At 44.5% G+C, this 16,413-nt stretch carries 18 protein-coding genes; 5 read left to right on the top strand and 13 right to left on the bottom strand.

The genetic code is table 11. From position 1 onward, the window contains the following. Positions 1-82 precede the first annotated feature (82 nt). The 5 genes from leuB (at position 83) to J4N23_RS20560 (ending at position 3,928) form a co-directional block, all read left to right on the top strand. On the top strand, positions 83-1,144 hold the full coding sequence (gene leuB / locus J4N23_RS20580) for a 3-isopropylmalate dehydrogenase (RefSeq protein ID WP_207429735.1): 1,062 nt from the start codon (positions 83-85) through the stop codon (positions 1,142-1,144). A 44-nt stretch (positions 1,145-1,188) separates the two neighbouring features. Further along, positions 1,189-1,590: a nucleotidyltransferase family protein gene (locus J4N23_RS20575; protein WP_207429734.1), complete on the top strand. Its 402-nt coding sequence runs from the start codon at positions 1,189-1,191 to the stop codon at positions 1,588-1,590. Next, complete coding sequence (locus J4N23_RS20570; RefSeq protein ID WP_207429733.1) at positions 1,580-1,933, top strand: DUF86 domain-containing protein; 354 nt, start codon at positions 1,580-1,582, stop codon at positions 1,931-1,933. The genes J4N23_RS20575 and J4N23_RS20570 overlap by 11 nt, the downstream gene beginning before the upstream one ends. 41 nt (positions 1,934-1,974) lie before the next feature. Continuing rightward, positions 1,975-3,222: a threonine ammonia-lyase IlvA gene (gene ilvA / locus J4N23_RS20565; protein WP_207429748.1), complete on the top strand. Its 1,248-nt coding sequence runs from the start codon at positions 1,975-1,977 to the stop codon at positions 3,220-3,222. A 73-nt stretch (positions 3,223-3,295) separates the two neighbouring features. Further along, complete coding sequence (locus J4N23_RS20560; protein WP_207429732.1) at positions 3,296-3,928, top strand: outer membrane beta-barrel protein; 633 nt, start codon at positions 3,296-3,298, stop codon at positions 3,926-3,928. Positions 3,929-3,976: 48 nt separating this feature from the next. On the opposite strand, the gene J4N23_RS20555 is transcribed toward J4N23_RS20560, so the two are convergent. The 13 genes from J4N23_RS20555 to hemC all read right to left on the bottom strand — a co-directional run bounded on the left by J4N23_RS20555 (position 3,977) and on the right by hemC (position 16,394). Next, positions 3,977-5,032, bottom strand: a complete 1,056-nt coding sequence (locus J4N23_RS20555) for an ABC transporter ATP-binding protein (protein WP_207429731.1) — start codon at positions 5,030-5,032, stop codon at positions 3,977-3,979. Positions 5,033-5,223: 191 nt separating this feature from the next. Continuing rightward, a complete protein-coding gene (locus J4N23_RS20550) occupies positions 5,224-6,024 on the bottom strand; it encodes an outer membrane beta-barrel protein (protein ID WP_207429730.1) in 801 nt (266 codons plus the stop codon). Between the two features lie 12 nt (positions 6,025-6,036). Next, on the bottom strand, positions 6,037-6,789 hold the full coding sequence (locus J4N23_RS20545; RefSeq protein ID WP_207429729.1) for a hypothetical protein: 753 nt from the start codon (positions 6,787-6,789) through the stop codon (positions 6,037-6,039). Further along, complete coding sequence (locus J4N23_RS20540) at positions 6,770-7,339, bottom strand: RNA polymerase sigma factor (RefSeq protein WP_207429728.1); 570 nt, start codon at positions 7,337-7,339, stop codon at positions 6,770-6,772. The genes J4N23_RS20545 and J4N23_RS20540 overlap by 20 nt, the downstream gene beginning before the upstream one ends. A 61-nt stretch (positions 7,340-7,400) precedes the next feature. Continuing rightward, a complete protein-coding gene (locus J4N23_RS20535) occupies positions 7,401-8,531 on the bottom strand; it encodes a hypothetical protein (protein WP_207429727.1) in 1,131 nt (376 codons plus the stop codon). 32 nt (positions 8,532-8,563) lie between these two features. Continuing rightward, positions 8,564-9,100, bottom strand: a complete 537-nt coding sequence (locus tag J4N23_RS20530) for a CopD family protein (protein ID WP_207429726.1) — start codon at positions 9,098-9,100, stop codon at positions 8,564-8,566. 54 nt (positions 9,101-9,154) lie between these two features. Further along, positions 9,155-10,189 carry a uroporphyrinogen decarboxylase gene (hemE, locus tag J4N23_RS20525; RefSeq protein WP_207429725.1) on the bottom strand — a complete coding sequence of 345 codons (1,035 nt, stop codon included), beginning with the start codon at positions 10,187-10,189 and terminating at the stop codon, positions 9,155-9,157. Continuing rightward, entirely contained in the window at positions 10,186-10,704 is a 519-nt protein-coding gene (locus J4N23_RS20520; protein WP_242689312.1) for a hypothetical protein, read from the bottom strand. The genes hemE and J4N23_RS20520 overlap by 4 nt, the downstream gene beginning before the upstream one ends. Then, a complete protein-coding gene (locus J4N23_RS20515) occupies positions 10,704-11,408 on the bottom strand; it encodes a response regulator transcription factor (RefSeq protein WP_207429724.1) in 705 nt (234 codons plus the stop codon). Before J4N23_RS20515 ends, J4N23_RS20520 begins: the two co-directional genes overlap by 1 nt. Then, a complete protein-coding gene (locus J4N23_RS20510; RefSeq protein ID WP_207429723.1) occupies positions 11,398-12,273 on the bottom strand; it encodes a cell wall metabolism sensor histidine kinase WalK in 876 nt (291 codons plus the stop codon). The genes J4N23_RS20515 and J4N23_RS20510 overlap by 11 nt, the downstream gene beginning before the upstream one ends. 23 nt (positions 12,274-12,296) lie before the next feature. Further along, complete coding sequence (gene hemL / locus J4N23_RS20505; protein ID WP_207429722.1) at positions 12,297-13,688, bottom strand: glutamate-1-semialdehyde 2,1-aminomutase; 1,392 nt, start codon at positions 13,686-13,688, stop codon at positions 12,297-12,299. 60 nt (positions 13,689-13,748) lie between these two features. Further along, positions 13,749-14,717 (bottom strand): porphobilinogen synthase, encoded by a 969-nt coding sequence (gene hemB / locus J4N23_RS20500; protein ID WP_207429746.1) that lies wholly within the window; start codon positions 14,715-14,717, stop codon positions 13,749-13,751. A 96-nt stretch (positions 14,718-14,813) separates the two neighbouring features. Further along, positions 14,814-16,394 carry a hydroxymethylbilane synthase gene (hemC, locus tag J4N23_RS20495; protein WP_207429721.1) on the bottom strand — a complete coding sequence of 527 codons (1,581 nt, stop codon included), beginning with the start codon at positions 16,392-16,394 and terminating at the stop codon, positions 14,814-14,816. Between the last annotated feature and the right edge of the window lie 19 nt (positions 16,395-16,413).

The raw sequence follows: 16,413 nt of genomic DNA, 5'->3' as shown, positions 1-16,413 counted from the left end.
AGGGTGAGATGGAATGCGAAAGCTGGTTTTCAAATTGAAACAGAAACAAATTAAATCATAATAAAAACCCTTATAAAACAACATGAAACTTAACATCGCTCTTTTAGCAGGAGATGGAATAGGTCCTGAGGTGATCAATCAGGCGGTTAAAGTTGTAGACGCTGTGGCTGTAAAGTTCGGTCACGAAGTTAACTGGACAGAAGGTTTAACCGGTGCGGCTGCAATTGACGCGGTTGGCGAGCCTTATCCAGATTCAACCCACGAAATTTGTATGGCTGCTGACGCGGTGCTTTTCGGAGCTATCGGTCACCCCCGTTTTGATAACGATCCAAAAGCAACGGTTCGTCCGGAGCAGGGATTATTGAAAATGCGTAAGAAACTGGGACTGTACGCAAATGTTCGTCCTACCTTCACTTTCCCTTCCCTGATCGACAACTCCCCTCTGAAAAGAGAACGGATTGAAGGTACTGATCTGATCATCTTACGTGAACTGACTGGCGGCATCTATTTCGGTGAAAGAGGCCGGAAAGACGATGGAAACACTGCTTTTGACACTTGTACATACACACGTGAAGAGATTCAGCGCCTTGCAAAGTTAGGCTTTGAGATGGCGATGACCCGCAGCAAAAAACTTTGCTGTGTGGATAAAGCTAACGTTTTGGAGAGCTCCCGTTTATGGAGAGAAACCGTACAGGATATGGAAAAAGATTATCCGGAAGTACAGGTTTCTTACGAATTTGTGGATGCAGTGGCGATGCGTTTGGTGCAATGGCCTAGCTCTTACGATGTGATTATCACTGAAAACCTTTTTGGTGACATTCTAACTGACGAAGCTTCGGTGATCTCTGGTTCTATGGGATTGATGCCATCCGCATCTAAGGGTGTTCATACTTCCCTATACGAGCCGATCCACGGTTCATATCCTCAGGCAGCTGGCAAAGACATCGCCAACCCTCTTGCTACTGTTCTTTCTGCTGCCATGATGTTTGAAGATGCATTCGGATTGAAAGAAGAAGCAGAAGCAATCAGAGCAGTGGTAAACAAGTCTTTAGCTGAAGGGATCGTTACTGAAGATCTTGCAGGCAAAGAAGGTAAAGCTTACAAGACAAGCGAAGTAGGCGACTGGCTTGCTACTAACGTTTAACACAATTTTTTGCCTCGATTATATGACCCTGTTACCGAATGGTAATGGGGTTTTTTATTCGGGTATCTGTTTCTTACAAAGAACCTTGCCCAACTTTCACTGTTATCCGGCGGGCTATCACTCTTTCAATACATATTCTTATTTTTGCAGCTATGACCCTCGGTGCGAACGATTTGAATTTAATCAGACAGTTCTTCAGTACAAAACCTGTACGGAAAGCCTTTTTATTTGGTTCTTATTCGAGAGGAGACGCCGACGAAAGTAGTGATGTGGACATTTTGGTGGAGCTAGACTATTCGAAAGGCGTAAGCTGGAACTTCTACGGCATGAAAGAGGAACTGGAAAAAGTTTTAAATAAAAAAGTCGATGTCGTATCTACGGGAGGGCTATCTAAGTATATCTCGCCTCTTATCGACCAGGAGAAAAAGCTTATTTATGAGAAATAATAAGCTGAGCGATCGTGTGCGGCTACTGCACATAATTGATGCCATCCTTGACATCGAACTTTACTTGACAAATTTGACGCGGGACGAGTTCCTTAGCAACTCTTTAGTCAAGAGCGCTACTTTAATGCAAATAGTTATCATAGGAGAAGCTACTGCAAACTTAAGCGCCGAGACAAAGAGCCTTAACAAGGAAGTGGCTTGGAGACAAATAAAAGGAACTAGGAACATTATTACCCACGAGTACTTTGGCATTGATTACGAGATTGTGTGGAATATTGTCAGGCAGGAATTACCAGCGCTTAAAGAACAAATACAGCAGATACTGAGACAAATGGAGGAATGAGTTCTTTCACCTCTCCGATAGAATACAACCCAGCTCCCTATATGAGCAACTACAAATCAGAATTAAATTATATAAGCGCTTTAGCGCGACTTAAAAAGGTAATCAAAAAAACGCCTTTGCAACATAACCAATGGCTGTCGGAGAAGTACGACTGCGAGGTCTATCTAAAGCGGGAAGATTTACAGGTGGTGCGTTCCTACAAGCTTAGAGGGGCTTACAACATGATCAGTCAGCTAAGTACTGAACAGCTCTTGAAAGGGGTGGTCTGTGCGAGTGCTGGCAACCATGCGCAGGGTGTTGCCTTTTCTTGCAGAAAACTCAATACCAGAGGGGTTATTTTCATGCCGGAGATCACGCCGAAGCAGAAAATCAACCAGACGAAGATGTTCGGGGATGGGATGATCGATATTATCCTGGTTGGTGATACCTTTGATGACTGTCTTCGGGAAGCACTTGCTTATACCACTGCGAATGAATTGACCTTCATCCCTCCTTTTGACAACTACAAGATCATTGAGGGACAAGGGACAGTGGGCGTAGAAATATTGACCGATCTTCCCGAGACGGAGGTGGTGATTGTCCCACTAGGCGGCGGCGGACTGGCTGCCGGAGCGGGAAGTTATATGAAGCAGGCGAATCCCGCCATCGAGATCTTTGGAGTGGAACCAGAAGGCGCTCCTTCGATGAAGAAAGCTTTTGAAGCGGATGGACCGGTAACGTTGGATCATATCAACCGCTTTGTCGACGGAGCCTCTGTGCGGAGAGCCGGAGAGCTCACCTACCCGATCTGTAAAGAGGTATTAAGCGATATTACTCTTATTCCCGAAGGGAAAGTCTGCGCCACAATCCTGCGACTCTATAATCAGGATGCCATTGTAGCCGAGCCGGCGGGAGCATTGTCTATTGCCGCCCTCGATTATTATGCCTATCGGATTAAAGGTAAGAAGGTAGTTTGTGTAGTCAGCGGGGGAAATAATGACATTGAGCGTATGCAGGAGATTAAAGAACTCTCTTTGCTGTACGAAGGACTGAAGCATTACTTTGTAGTTAACTTTCCTCAGCGCCCCGGTGCTTTAAAAACCTTTGTCAACAGGGTTTTAGGTCCCGATGATGATATTACCCGATTTGAGTTCATTAAAAAGACGAACCGGGAATTTGGGCCGGCCTTTGTGGGGATCGAATTGAAGTCGCCGGAAGATTATGCTGCGTTGATTCAACGAATGGAAGCGCATAATTTCGATTACAAAGAAATTAATAAAGATCAAACGCTTTTTGAATACCTGGTTTAGGAGTGACGAATACAAAATACAGAAGAAAATGTTTTAATTTTTTTTTAAGTTCGCGGCACTTAAATAAATCACAATGAAAAAAATTTTTCTTTCTGTAGCATTATTGCTAGGTGTCACTATTGGCACTCGAGCACAATTGTCTAATCTAAACCTTGGTTTAAGCGGCACTTATACTTCTTATGGAGGAGATGTTGACAAAGCTACTCCTGGGCTTCAATTTACTGCCGGATATGCCATCAAAGAAAAGCTTACCGCTGTTCTAGGATTCAATTACGGCTTTCCGATCAAGCAATCATTCTCAGATGAGGGATTCTCGTTTGAGTCAAAAACAACTTTCACTACCCTTTCTCTGAGTGCACTTTACCACTTAGTGGGCACCACCGAAGACAATTTTAGCTTGTACGTGCCTGTCGGCGCGGCCCTCGTCACCAGTAACACAAAAATGGAGGGTAACGGAGGTGGCAACGGAATGGACTTCGAAATGGAAGCTGATGGTAAGTTGTCAGGACTAACTTTGAATGCAGGATTAGGCGCTCAGTTCAAAGTCGGCGTTCCTTTGCTATTTGCTCAAGCAGGAATCGCATTACCTGCCGGTTCTAACTCAACAAATTCAAGAACCGGGGACACTTCTGAGAGCAGCAATCCTATTCCATTTCATACCATCTTGAATCTTGGAATCAAAATCCCTTTAGGATCTAGCTATTAATATCAAAAAAATAGAGCCAGCAATTGAAACAGCTGGCTCTATTAAGACCTAGTCAAAACTAAGAACCTTCTTCACGCCAATATCCAAGAGGTCTCCAACCTGAAACTTTTCCACTTCTAGATTCAATGCTCTAATTAAAACACCTGATCGCTCTAGTAGAACCTCTTCGCCATACCCCTTAAAAAACCTGTCTACTACCCGCATTTTACCTGAGCTAAAATTTTCAATCAGCTGAACATCTTCCAGCCGGATTCCCACCACAGTTTTTTTGACTTGTACACCTATTTTCTCTGCCGCGTCCTTTTCCAGTACATTGCAATCTGAAAGGAGCTTTGCGGTATACAAATGGCGAGGACGATTGTAAAGCTCAGCAGGACTACCGGTTTCGAGCACTGCACCCCGTCTGATCACTACCAGCTCGTCGGCTAAAGAAAGACCATCTACAGGATCGTGTGAGACGATGAGGATAGTGATCCCCAGTTCATGCGAAAGTCTCCTTAAATCAGCTCTAAGCTGGCTTTTAAGCATTGTGTCTACCTGACTGAAGGGTTCGTCCATCAATAATACTTCAGGCTCTGTAACGATTGCTTTCGCGATGGCTACCCGCTGCTGCTCTCCTCCACTTAAATCGGCTACCCGCTTTTGAGCAAGATGACTAATCCTCAGCAGCTGCAACATGGATTCCGTCTTCTCCACTTTATACTTCAGATTGGTATTAGGCAGCATGGAGGCAATGTTGTCGTAAACCTTTGCGTAAGTATTCAGGCTAAAATCCTGGGTCACCATTTTCATTGCTTCGTGCCCGGGGATAAGTTTCTTCTCGGGACCCTTTATTAGTTCTGAACGAAAAAAAACATGCCCCTTCTCGGGAGTCATCAAGCCATAGATCAGCTTCAGCAACGTACTTTTACCACTACCGCTCTCGCCTACTATTGCTACAATTTTCCCCTTGTCGATAGCAAAACTGGCGTTATCAACTCCAGAAAAGGGAACTTCTGAATATTTTTTAGTAACGTTTTGGACGGTTATTATTCTATTTTGGGGGATGTTTGGAAGATAGATTTGATCATCTTCATCAAAAACTTCACAGGATATATCAGCCAAATTCTTTTCGTGTTTAAACAGACCCTACAAATATCGCTAAATAAAATAGAACCTTCACGAGCAGAAACTCACAAACGGAGGATGAAAGTACCCTTATGTTCATAGTGAGCTTAAAGACCAAACAAATCTCCACAAAAAAGCCCCACAAAGAAGTTCCTTGCAGGGCGAACGTATATATTAATTGATGCTTTCTAAAAGCCAACCATTATTCCAAAGTTCACATTTTTAAAGTCGCTTGGACCCCGGTTCTCGGCAAAAACGTCGTTAGCATAATATTTCACGTAAAGGCCCGCAAGACCATAGCCAACACGAGCAAACGCTCCATAGCGGAAGGGATTGAAATTGAAGTCATCTTTAAACTTCACTTTCCCTTGTTCCTCACTCACCTGCTTCGTCTTGCCGTTAATCAGGAATCCCACTTCCGGTCCTGCCACGAAGTACACCTTATTACCTTTTTGATCATCTTTTGTTCTGAACTGAAAGGATAAAGGAATACGCAAATAGGTACTTGAAAACCGATTTTTCTTGAATTCGATATCCTCCTCTTTGAAAGTTAGCTCAGGCTGATCTGAAAGAATAGTCACGTTGTTTTTCAAGCGGATATGATTCCAGTCTAAACCAGCACCCAGATATATTTTAAAGTAGCTGTTAAAGCGATAGCCCGTTTGGAGAAACTCAAATCCGAAATTATGCGTCTTTAGTGTCTCATATTCGAGGTTTTTCGCCTGAGGAGACGACAAGGTATAACTTCCGTTTTCCATATAAGTGGCCAGGCCAAGATCGACGCGGGCCAGTGTTAACTGGAATGAAAATTTTGAAGAAGCCTTTTTGGTGGAATCAGATGTATTAGTAGGAACCCTGAACCCTCCTACTTTGACTACCGGTTCGGCTTTCACCTCATTCTTATTCCTGGTGGTATCTACTTCATTTCCAAATGCTAGCGCTCCCATTAATAAACAAGGAAAAAGAGCTGACAGAACTTTGCTTTTCATCTATTAGTGTATTTATTTCTCTTTGCTTTTAAACTGTAATAAGCCCAAATTGATCCCCGAAACGACATTCCCCTCTTCCTCGTTGGCAAATTCAATAATCTTATCTTTTCGCTTGTCTACTTTGCCTACCACAAAATTTACAATATCACCTACTGACTTAATTTTACGCCGGGCTCTCGACTCCTCCAATTCAGCTTCTTCAGCCGCTGCAAGCATTGTAAGCGTCTCTTTTCTGCTTGGGCGAGCCTGTGTAAAAGTAGCAGGCCGTTCTTCTGGAAGGGCCGTAGCTTCTGTTAGCTCTGGCGCGCGTTCTCCTTCAGTTTCTGCTGCTACTAACGCAATACTACTTTCCTCCCGCTCTACCTTCGCCCCTTCCGGTTCTATTGAAACGCGAATCTTTGACTTGATCTGAGCGGGTACCGGCGCTGCTATTTCCTCAACGGGAGTTATCGCGGCCATCATCTGCGTAGTTTCCGGCTCGGTTACCTCCGCCGGTATTTCCCGGTTCGCTTCTACCGGAACTTGCTGAACCTCTGTCTTTCCATGCAAGCGCATTCCTTCATTAGGAGGCGCAAACCAAAGTGCCGTTAATACCGCTGCTAAACTCGCGGCTGCTACCCATACATAGGGAAAAGGCTTTTTTGACTTTACCCTATCCAGCTCTTGTACAATTCCTGTCCAGGCTGCAGGAGGTGGATCAAGTTCAAACGAATCGAACCTATCCTTAAACACTTTATCAAATTCCTTATCCGACGTGATCGACATATTTACTCCCCTCTAGTTTCATTATTTTTTCTTTAAGAACCGCTCTTGCCCTAGATAACTGCGATTTTGAAGCGCCTTCTGTTATCCCAAGCTGATCTGCTATCTCCTTGTGCGAATAACCTTCAATTGCATAAAGGTTAAATACCAGTTTGTAGCCGGCGGGCAGCTGTTGAATCAACCGCAGCAAGTCTTTTGTCTCCAACCCATTCATGTCAAAGGTCACTTGCTGAACATCGTACACTTCATTGATATCTACTACATCCAGCATTCGCTGATTTTTGCGGTATACTTCAATTGCTGAGTTAACCATAATTCGCCTTATCCATCCTTCAAAAGACCCTTCCCCTCGAAATTCTTTAACTTTTTGAAAAACCTTTACAAAGCCAATTTGAAGCATATCTTCAGCTTCATACCTATCTTTAGCGTATCGGGTACAAACGCCCAGCATCCTGGATGCGAGCATTTTGTACAACAGCTCTTGAGCCCTGCGCTCTCCGCGCCGGCAGCCCTCAAGCAAGTCGTCCACTGCTAATTTGCGGCTTATATTCATACACGTTCAGGAATAAGAGGGAAAAATTGTGATCTTAGTTGCATTGCTTTTGAAAAAAACGTCACTTTCTTTTGAAAAGCCTGAAATCTTGCTTGTACACAAGAAACAGCGAGTGGAAAAACTCCATGGGTTTGGAACCCGGGCTTTTCAAATCAAAAATCGGTTCCACCCTAAAGTCGAGATAAAAGTTGGCTACCAGCTGTCGCTGCAGGGTGTAGCGAAGGAAAACTAGTTGCCGTAATGCTTCCGAGTAGCCCGGATGATTTATTTGTCGCGAAAGAGACTGATATATTGGCATTCCGACCGGCGATATATATTTGTGCCCTTCCCAGTACGACAGCAGCAGACTTCCGTACTTCCAGGTTCCCAGCCCTGCATTGAAGTACCAGCCGGTACCATTGCTATATACTTGCTGCTTGTGAGGAGAAAGGTCGGTATAGGTGACGAAGTAGTTCTCTGTTTTTAAGTGTTTGAGGAAGCCCGTCCTGTTCCATTGGAATTTTATTCCTAATGCTGCGTTCACCACGGTCTGCAGCGGTGCAGGGTCTGTATCTATTTGTCCGCCCTGATGAAAAGCAAACACCTGTAGGGGAACGCTGACTTTCAGAGCCTTTTGCTTGTAGATAGCGATATCAGATGAGACGCCTGCGAATATTTGCTCCTGCTCAGGAGAGTTCCGCTCGATCATCTTGTTCCAATTGACAAAGGCATCCAGAAACAGCGTCCGTTTATCGACAACCAACTGCGTGCCATACTCAACGGGGTTACTAATCTTTCTTTCGAAATCAAAAAGCGGCTCGATAAATCGATGGTTGATGTTGCCTTCCAGCACTCCATTTATAAGAGCAGTGTTACCATTTTGATACTTAATAGTAAACAGTGGAAAACTTTTATTGATCCCTTGCTTGCCAAAATCTTTCCGAACATGAACGCCTGCACTTAGCACCAATTTAGAATTGGGATAATACACTAACCGCGGCTCCAACTGCGTCCCGAAAAGGGTATACCCATCCTGAAAGTTGTTAAAAAATTCGTAATTCCGCAGAAAATTGAAGTTGTAGAGACTAAGTTGAACATCCCCCGACTTGAGCGTGTCTGGTCGGATCCGATATTCCAGAGAGTCGTTAGGAAGCTGCCCGCTTGCGGAAAGAAAATAAACGAATGAAAAGAAAAACAGTACGAGCTTTTTCATTTGCCGACCAGGTTACAACTCATAGTATTTAACTATTGTTTCAAGCGATAGTACTTATAAATTTTGACCGCCGACATAATGATTACAATGAAGGCCAATAGTCCAAGCAGTCCGTACAACCAGTCGATAGCACTCTTCAGAACAACGGTGAAGACTATCGCGACTAAGAATATCGTTGCTACTTCATTCCAAATCCTGAGTCCTGTGGAAGTCCAGTTATAAATGCCATTTTTTAGCTGATTTATAATTTGCTGGCATTTGAAGTGATAGGCAAGAAGGCCTGCCACAAAGGCAAGCTTCACCAGCATCCAGTCGGCTTGGAGCAAATTGGGATTTAGATACACCATATAAGCTCCTGCAAGAATAGTAAGAATCATCGCAGGGGTGGTGATGATATTCCAAAGTTTCCGCTGCATCACCACAAACTGTCGCTGGAGGATCTCTCTTTCGGCAGCAGGCCGCTCATTCGCTTCTATATGATAGATGAACAGACGAACGATATAGAAGAGCCCGGCCATCCAGCTGACTACAAAAATTATGTGTACCGATTTAGCGTAGAGATATAGCATAAGGGCAAAGCCGGACTACTGGACTTCCTGGTAGTCCGGATATTCTTAGTCGTTCTATTTATACTCTTTAATTACCTCGATGGCGTACTTCACGTTATCGAAGGGGATGTCGGGCATAATTCCGTGACCAAGGTTGAAGATAAAGCCATTCTCTCCTTTCATGCGGTCGAAAAGCCGGTAAATTCTCTCCTTTATCACTTTCTTATCTGCATATAAGATGTGTGGGTCCAAGTTCCCCTGTACCGCTATTCCTGCTGGTAAGCGACGTTTCATATCTAACAGATCCACGTTCCAGTCGATTGAAACTACGTCTGGTTTAGCCTCTGCCATCAGTGGCGCGAAAACCGAGCTACCTTTGCAAAAAGAAATCACGGGGATATCCTTACGATTCAAACCTGCAATGATTTGTTGGATATAGCGGTGAGAGAATTCATTGTAGTCATCCCACGAAAGTGCCATGGCCCAGCTGTCAAAAATCTGCAGCGCGTTAACACCTGCTTCGATCTGCAGATTCAGGTAATCTGTAGTTACGGCTGCAATCTTAGATAAAAGCTGATGCGCCAACTCAGGCTCATTGTGCAGCATCAGTTTCGTTAGCTTAAAGTCTTTTGACGACCCGCCTTCCACCAGGTAACTCATCACGGTAAAGGGTGCCCCAGCGAAACCAATCAGGGGAATGCTTCCCTGCAAACGTTGTTGAATTACCTTAATCGCATCAGCAACATACTGAAGCCGGTCATTCACTCCAGTAGCCAGGTTTTCGACGTCCGCCTTAGTTCTTACCGGATTGGCAAATCGCGGCCCCACACCCTGGTTGAAACTCAGGTCTCCACCCATTGCTTCCCCCGTTACCAAAATGTCCGAAAATAAAATTGCCGCATCAATGCCAAGAAGATCTACCGGCAGCATGGTTACATCAGCCGCTATCTCGGGCGTCTTGCACATCTCCAGGAAAGAGTACTTGTTTTTAATCTCCCAATATTCTTTCATAAAGCGTCCAGCCTGGCGCATCATCCACACCGGCGGGCGTTCTGTAGGTTCCGAAAATGCTGCCTTGATAAACAGCGAGTCTTTCTGGTTATTTATCACTTAGATTTTTGTATTTCGTGTTCTATCTTCTTAACAATACTTTCAACTCGGGAACTAATTTTTAGTTCTTTGGTCTTCTCCAGGTACGCTTTTGCCTTCTCAAACTCTTTCTTACGAAGGTTAAGGTTAGCCAGCTGCACCAGCACTATTCCTTTATCATTCTCGCTTCTTAGCGGAAAGCGACTGGCTATTTGAAAATGCATTTCAGCTTCATCAAATCGCTCTTTTTTGAGCTCTATGTTGCCCATGATAAACTCGTAATAACCACGCCTGCTCCTGGCTAGCTTATCCGGATCTGCGGTTTCTAACAGTAGCTTCTCTGCCCGTTCGTAATCTCTGTTGTGGTACGCTTTGGAGGCTAAGGCTACCGAACCCTGTCTAAAGTGACTCCAGACGAGATAAAGAATACCGAGACCAACGATTGCGGCAATTTCATAAACACGCTGAGAAAGCACCCAGATTAGAAGGACTACGGCGAGTGCCAGCACTACAAACCGGGCGTTTTTGTTCAGCATTACTGAGCGTCCGTAAATTTATAACCTACTCCGCGGATAGAATGAAAATATTTAGGATTCTTTTGATCCGGCTCAAAATACTTCCGGAAGGTTAGTATAAAGTTGTCGATGGTGCGGGTGGAAGGGTATACATCGTAATTCCAAACCGTTTCCAAGATCTGCTCGCGTGAAACCGCCTCGTTTCTGCGTTCTATCAGCAGCTTTAACAACATTGTCTCTTTTTTCGTGAGAGGTGTAATGGAGCCATCCTCATGCCTCAACTCGAAAGAGTTGAAGTAGATGGTCTTGTCACCGATTTTGTAGGTATTCAGCTCCTTCTTTTCTTCGCCGCTTAGCCCTCTTTTTACCAGGTTATTAACCCGTAAGATGAGCTCTTCCAGGTTAAAGGGTTTTACCAAATAGTCGTCGGCACCTTTTCTTAGTCCCGTTACCCGGTCCTCATTGGTGTTCTTTGCCGTGAGGAACATAATCGGAACCTCCGAATTCTCCAGCCGAATAGTTTCTGCGACCTGGAAGCCGTCGATTTCCGGCAACATAACGTCCAGTACTATCAGATTAAATCGTTCTTCCTTGAAAATACGGAGCGCTTTCTTACCGTCAGTTGCGGTAGTGACTTTGTAGCCTTCAAGCTCCAGATTAAGTTTTATTGCTTCGAGTAGATGTTCTTCATCTTCTACTAATAAAATACGTTGTTTAGCCGCCATTTGAATTAAAGGTTACTTCAAAAATACTTCCCGTAGGACGATTATTCTTAACTTTTATTTGTGCGTGATGGTTTTCAAGCACCTGTTTTACAATGTATAAGCCAAGACCTGTACCCTTTGTTTTGCGTGTCTCTTCGCTTCCTACACGGTAAAACTTATCAAATATGCGAAGTTTTTCTTCATCTTTAATCCCTATCCCCTTATCGGCAACAGCCAAACAAATAGTATTATTTTTTTCCAGGAGGCTTACCTCTACTTCCGCACAGGGCGGAGAATATTTAACAGCATTCTCGATTAAGTTGGATACTACCAGCGTGAGGGCAAACTTATCACCGGTAATAGCAACATCTGGTTGCAGTTTTGTTTTAATAATTTGAGTACTGCAGGTATGGATTTGCAATCGTCCTGCCACTTTTTGAATCAGTTCGGAGAAGTTAAACTCCTCTTTAGGGAACGAGTAGGACCGGTTTTCAATACGCGTTGCAATTAGCATATTCTCCACCAAATCGTCCAGCCGTTCAATGTCCTTCAACGAGTTATTCAGGAACGAATGGATCTGCGCTTTGTCCAGTTCCCTTTTCAAGATTGTTTGCAGGTACAACTTGATTGAAGCCAGGGGCGATTTCAACTCGTGTGTTACCGAAAGCAAAAAGTTTTTCTGTTGTTCGTGCAGCTTCCTTTCTTTCTTCAAGGTTTTCTGAAGATAATAGACGCCGCTGATAAAGATTAGCAAAAATACGGCGCCCTCACCCAGGATCATCCCCTTCCGCTCTGGCTGCACCGAAATGAGAAGATAGGCCCACCAGATTAACTCCACCAGTACATAGATGGAAAGCGCATAGAATATTACAAGTGGTTTTCTCATTTCGTAATCGCCCGATATTAACGTTACCTATCTTCCGACGGCGTTTTCCCTGTACTGCGGAATACTATGTCCAGTGCCTCAAAAATCGCACGTTTTGCTTTTTCCAACTCCGTTTTCGTATGGGCCGCAGATACGAAACCGACTTCGTAGCCGGAAGGACCTAAATAAATGCCCCGGTTGAGCAACTCACGGTGCAAAACTTTGAATTTTTCCATGCTTGAAGGATCTATGTCTTCAGCTTTACGGATGTCTTTATCAGTGAAGGCAAACCAAAATATGGAGCCTACATTAAATACTTTGAATTTGTAATTTCTTGCCGATGCGAATCGTTGAATCGACTCTGCAAATTCTTCCGCTTTCCGGTTCAGATCTTTATAAAAGCCAGAGCGCAGTACTTCTGAGATCTGGGCGATTCCTGCCGCCATTGCTACGGGGTTACCTGAAAGCGTGCCTGCCTGGTAAACAGGACCTTCGGGAGAGATGTTTCCCATAATGCTTGCCGAGGCGCCATAAGCACCTACAGGCATTCCGCCTCCTAAGATTTTACCATACGTGATGATGTCGGGCTTAATGTCATAATGTTTCGCTGCCCCTTCAAAGCCCAGTCTGAACCCTGTTATCACCTCGTCAAATATCAGCAGCGCGCCATTGCTGGACGTAATCTCCCTCAAAAACTGCACAAACTCTTTATCCTGGATGAGCAAGCCGTTGTTAGCCGGCACCCCTTCAATGATAATTGCTGCAATTTGATCAGGGAATTGGCGAAAAGCCTCTTCTATCGCGTTTCTATCATTCAAAGGAACTACGATGGTTTCCTCAGCAAACGATTTGGGTACCCCTGCTGATGAAGTTTCGCCGAAAGTCACTAAGCCTGAACCGGCTTTTACCAATAAGGAGTCTACATGACCGTGGTAGCAACCCTCAAATTTTAATATTTTGTCTCTCTTTGTATACCCTCTGGCCAGGCGGATTGCTGACATCACGGCTTCGGTTCCTGAACTTACAAACCGAATTTTCTCTATGAGTTTGTTGTTTTTAAGAATTAGCTCGGCCAGCTCGTTTTCGAGAGCGGTAGGAGCGCCGAAGCTCATTCCCCGTTGCATTACTTCTCCAACCTTCTCTCTTATCTTTGGATTATTATGACCTAAGATTAGTGGTCCCCAGGAGCAGCAGAAGTCGATAAACTGATTACCGTCAGCGTCCCAAATGAAGCAACCATCTCCCTTTTCAATAAATAAGGGCGTACCGTAAACAGAACGAAAGGCCCTCACCGGAGAGTTAACCCCACCCGGAAAAAAAGTCTGCGCTTTTTCATAAAGCTCAGCAGATTTCTCGCGGGATATATCAGGTTTACCAGTATTAGAAACCATTTTTTCGTCCTCAGAATTGAATATTTTTTTGAGAGAGTCGAGCATTATATCTTGGTTAAAGTTTAGACTTTAAGCTAGCTTGTTTATAATTCGGGCTTCGGATATTTACATCCAGCCTTTTTCAAGGATTTCCCTTGCATGATAGGTGATGATAATATTAGCGCCAGCGCGAGCAAAGGCATACATATTCTCCATCGTCACCTTCTGTTCATCGATCCAGCCGGCTTGAGCAGCGGCTTTCACCATTGAATATTCGCCGGAAACGTTATAACAAGCTACCGGCAAATTAGTGTTATTCCTCAGGCGATGAATGATATCAAGATAGGCAAGAGCCGGTTTCACCATCAGTACATCAGCACCCTCATCTTCATCCAGGATAGCCTCTCTTAGTGTTTCGTTCGGATTACGATAATCCATCTGATATGCCTTTCGGTCCCCTTTGTTGGGAGCAGAATCAGCGGCCTCTCTAAATGGGCCATAATAAGCGGAAGCGAATTTGACGCTATAACTCATGATGGCTGTATTCTCCATATTGTTAGCATCCAGCTTTTGCCGGATACCAAGAATGCGGCCGTCCATCATATCAGATGGCGCAATCATATCCGCACCGGCCTGGGCATGTGTAAGAGCCATTTTAGCAAGCACTTCTACCGTCTCGTCGTTATGTACGTAGTCGTTGTGCATGATCCCGCAGTGCCCGTGAGTAGTATACGCACAGGTACATACATCCGTAATAACGTAAAGATCTTCTCCGAAAGCAGCTTTCAATTCCCGAACCGCGTTAGCAACAACAGAGTTTTCGCTATACGCTGAACTGGCATCCTCACATTTATCCTCGCCTACACCGAACAACAACACCTTATTAAGGCCCAGCTTTAACGATTTTTCCACGTCTTTTACCAGGGTATCAGCGGAGAAATGACTTACGCCGGGCATCGCATCGATCCCGTGAGTGACGTTTTTACCGGGTACTACAAAGTATGGGTACACGAACATGTCTTTTGAAAGACGTGTTTCTGCTACCATTTCCCGCACTAAAGGGGTTTTTCGTAATCTTCTTGGTCTAATTAACATCTGGCCCCCCTCCTCCATCTGGAGGAATTTATAGATCTGCCCAAGGCAGATCCTGATATCTCTAAATTATTTTTAATGCTATGACGGCCTAGCAAGTTACAGGCCGAAAACTGCCTCTGCCAGTCCAATCTCGTCAGGAGAATATGGAAGGACGTATTTCACGCCCATCTCGTCGAACTTTTTGCCGGTTGAACGGCCTATACAGATCACTTTTTGTCCCGGCTCCAACAGGTGATGAACAAAATATGCCTCTACATTAGATGGACTAGTAAAAATGAGGACATCCGCAAGGGATTGTTCCACGTGCTCCTCCATGACCGTCTCATATACCGGAAGGTCAATGACTTTAGTTTCTGGCGACATGGCCTTCTGAACCGTCCTTAACGATTCTTTTGCCCCTGGGAACAACACTGTGCTACCATTTGCAATAGCGGCAAATTCTTGAGCTATGTCTGCTGTGTCAATTCCACCTTCTTCCCCGTTGAAGTCAGGGCGTCTGCCGAACCTTCTTAATACTTCTTCTGATGCCCTCCCAATCACCCCAAACCGGGTTTTCTTTACTATCTCCGGCTCCAGTTTGAAAAAATACTCAATAGCATTCTTACTGCTAAAGAATATCCAGTCAATATTCCGCAATATATAAGGATCAAGCCTGTTGATGATAGGGAACGTTCGGATGAGCGACCTTCCTTCTAGCCTGATATTGTGTTTTTGAAGTGCTTTACGTAGATAGCTGGACTCCGATACTTCCCTGGTGATAAAAACACTACCAGGAAACTTACGGCCTTCTGAAAACTTACCTACAATTTTTTCGGCCAGACCATCGAGCGTTTCTGACTCGATGAAGTGCCGGTCAGGGAAACTTTCTTCCGTCTCCGCCTTAGATGTCCACACCTGAAACTTGCCATTCTCCTTTCTGCAATAGCAACCTAAAGGCAAGTGACAACCTCCGTTGAACATGTTTAAAACTTTCCGCTCTACAGATATCTCATCAGCTACCTGTTTATTATGCAATGCCTGCAGCTTATCGAATAAAGGTCGGTCATTTTCCCGAATCTGTATCGCTAATACTCCTTGCGCAGGTGCTGGAATAAACTCCATAGGTTCGAGCTCCTCTACATAGAACTCGCTCAGGTCAATACCCAGACGCTGCACTCCTGCTTTGGCAATCATGATAGCATCATAGTCTTCATCCCGAAGCTTTTGAATCCGAGTAGGAACGTTACCGCGGAGATCTTCAATTTCCAGATCCGGACGTACCGACAAAAGTTGAGCTTTCCGTCTGTTGGAGGAAGTGCCTACCATCCCACCAAATTTCACGGACAATTTCTGCTTTACATCCACGCAATCTTTTAATATCAGCAGAAGCTCATGCGGGTCTTCTCTTTCAGAAACGGCAGCAATAATTAGTCCCGGTGGGTTTTGTGTTGGAAGGTCTTTATGAGAGTGTACGGCAACATCAATGGCACCGGATAAGAGAGCCTCTTCGAGTTCTTTAGTGAAAAACCCCTTGCCTTCCAGTTTATCGAGTCTCAGGTTAAGAATGCTATCGCCCTGAGTTTTTATGATTTTTAGTTCTGAGTCTACACCGATTTCAGCTAGTTTGTCTTTAACAAAGTTAGCCTGCCACAGAGCCAGCTCGCTCCCACGGGTACCTATAACAATTTTTCTATCCACAATGAAAATTTAGCCCTTG

Origin of the sequence: Pedobacter sp. SYSU D00535, from assembly GCF_017355855.1 — a bacterium.
Taxonomy (GTDB): domain Bacteria; phylum Bacteroidota; class Bacteroidia; order Sphingobacteriales; family Sphingobacteriaceae; genus Desertivirga.
Note: the sequence above shows the minus strand (reverse complement) of the source record. Positions and strands in the feature narration are given on the sequence as shown.

Excerpts from the sequence above, each read along its gene's own strand:
- ilvA (WP_207429748.1), top strand. The coding sequence starts at position 1,975 with ATGAGCAACTACAAATCAGAATTAAATTATATAAGCGCTTTAGCGCGA.
- J4N23_RS20520 (WP_242689312.1), bottom strand. The coding sequence starts at position 10,704 with ATGCTGAACAAAAACGCCCGGTTTGTAGTGCTGGCACTCGCCGTAGTC.
- J4N23_RS20550 (WP_207429730.1), bottom strand. The coding sequence starts at position 6,024 with ATGAAAAGCAAAGTTCTGTCAGCTCTTTTTCCTTGTTTATTAATGGGA.
- hemB (WP_207429746.1), bottom strand. The coding sequence starts at position 14,717 with ATGTTAATTAGACCAAGAAGATTACGAAAAACCCCTTTAGTGCGGGAA.
- J4N23_RS20530 (WP_207429726.1), bottom strand. The coding sequence starts at position 9,100 with ATGCTATATCTCTACGCTAAATCGGTACACATAATTTTTGTAGTCAGC.
- J4N23_RS20560 (WP_207429732.1), top strand. The coding sequence starts at position 3,296 with ATGAAAAAAATTTTTCTTTCTGTAGCATTATTGCTAGGTGTCACTATT.
- J4N23_RS20570 (WP_207429733.1), top strand. The coding sequence starts at position 1,580 with ATGAGAAATAATAAGCTGAGCGATCGTGTGCGGCTACTGCACATAATT.
- hemL (WP_207429722.1), bottom strand. The coding sequence starts at position 13,688 with ATGCTCGACTCTCTCAAAAAAATATTCAATTCTGAGGACGAAAAAATG.
- J4N23_RS20575 (WP_207429734.1), top strand. The coding sequence starts at position 1,189 with ATGGGGTTTTTTATTCGGGTATCTGTTTCTTACAAAGAACCTTGCCCA.
- J4N23_RS20515 (WP_207429724.1), bottom strand. The coding sequence starts at position 11,408 with ATGGCGGCTAAACAACGTATTTTATTAGTAGAAGATGAAGAACATCTA.
- J4N23_RS20545 (WP_207429729.1), bottom strand. The coding sequence starts at position 6,789 with ATGTCGATCACGTCGGATAAGGAATTTGATAAAGTGTTTAAGGATAGG.
- leuB (WP_207429735.1), top strand. The coding sequence starts at position 83 with ATGAAACTTAACATCGCTCTTTTAGCAGGAGATGGAATAGGTCCTGAG.
- J4N23_RS20540 (WP_207429728.1), bottom strand. The coding sequence starts at position 7,339 with ATGAATATAAGCCGCAAATTAGCAGTGGACGACTTGCTTGAGGGCTGC.
- J4N23_RS20535 (WP_207429727.1), bottom strand. The coding sequence starts at position 8,531 with ATGAAAAAGCTCGTACTGTTTTTCTTTTCATTCGTTTATTTTCTTTCC.
- J4N23_RS20510 (WP_207429723.1), bottom strand. The coding sequence starts at position 12,273 with ATGAGAAAACCACTTGTAATATTCTATGCGCTTTCCATCTATGTACTG.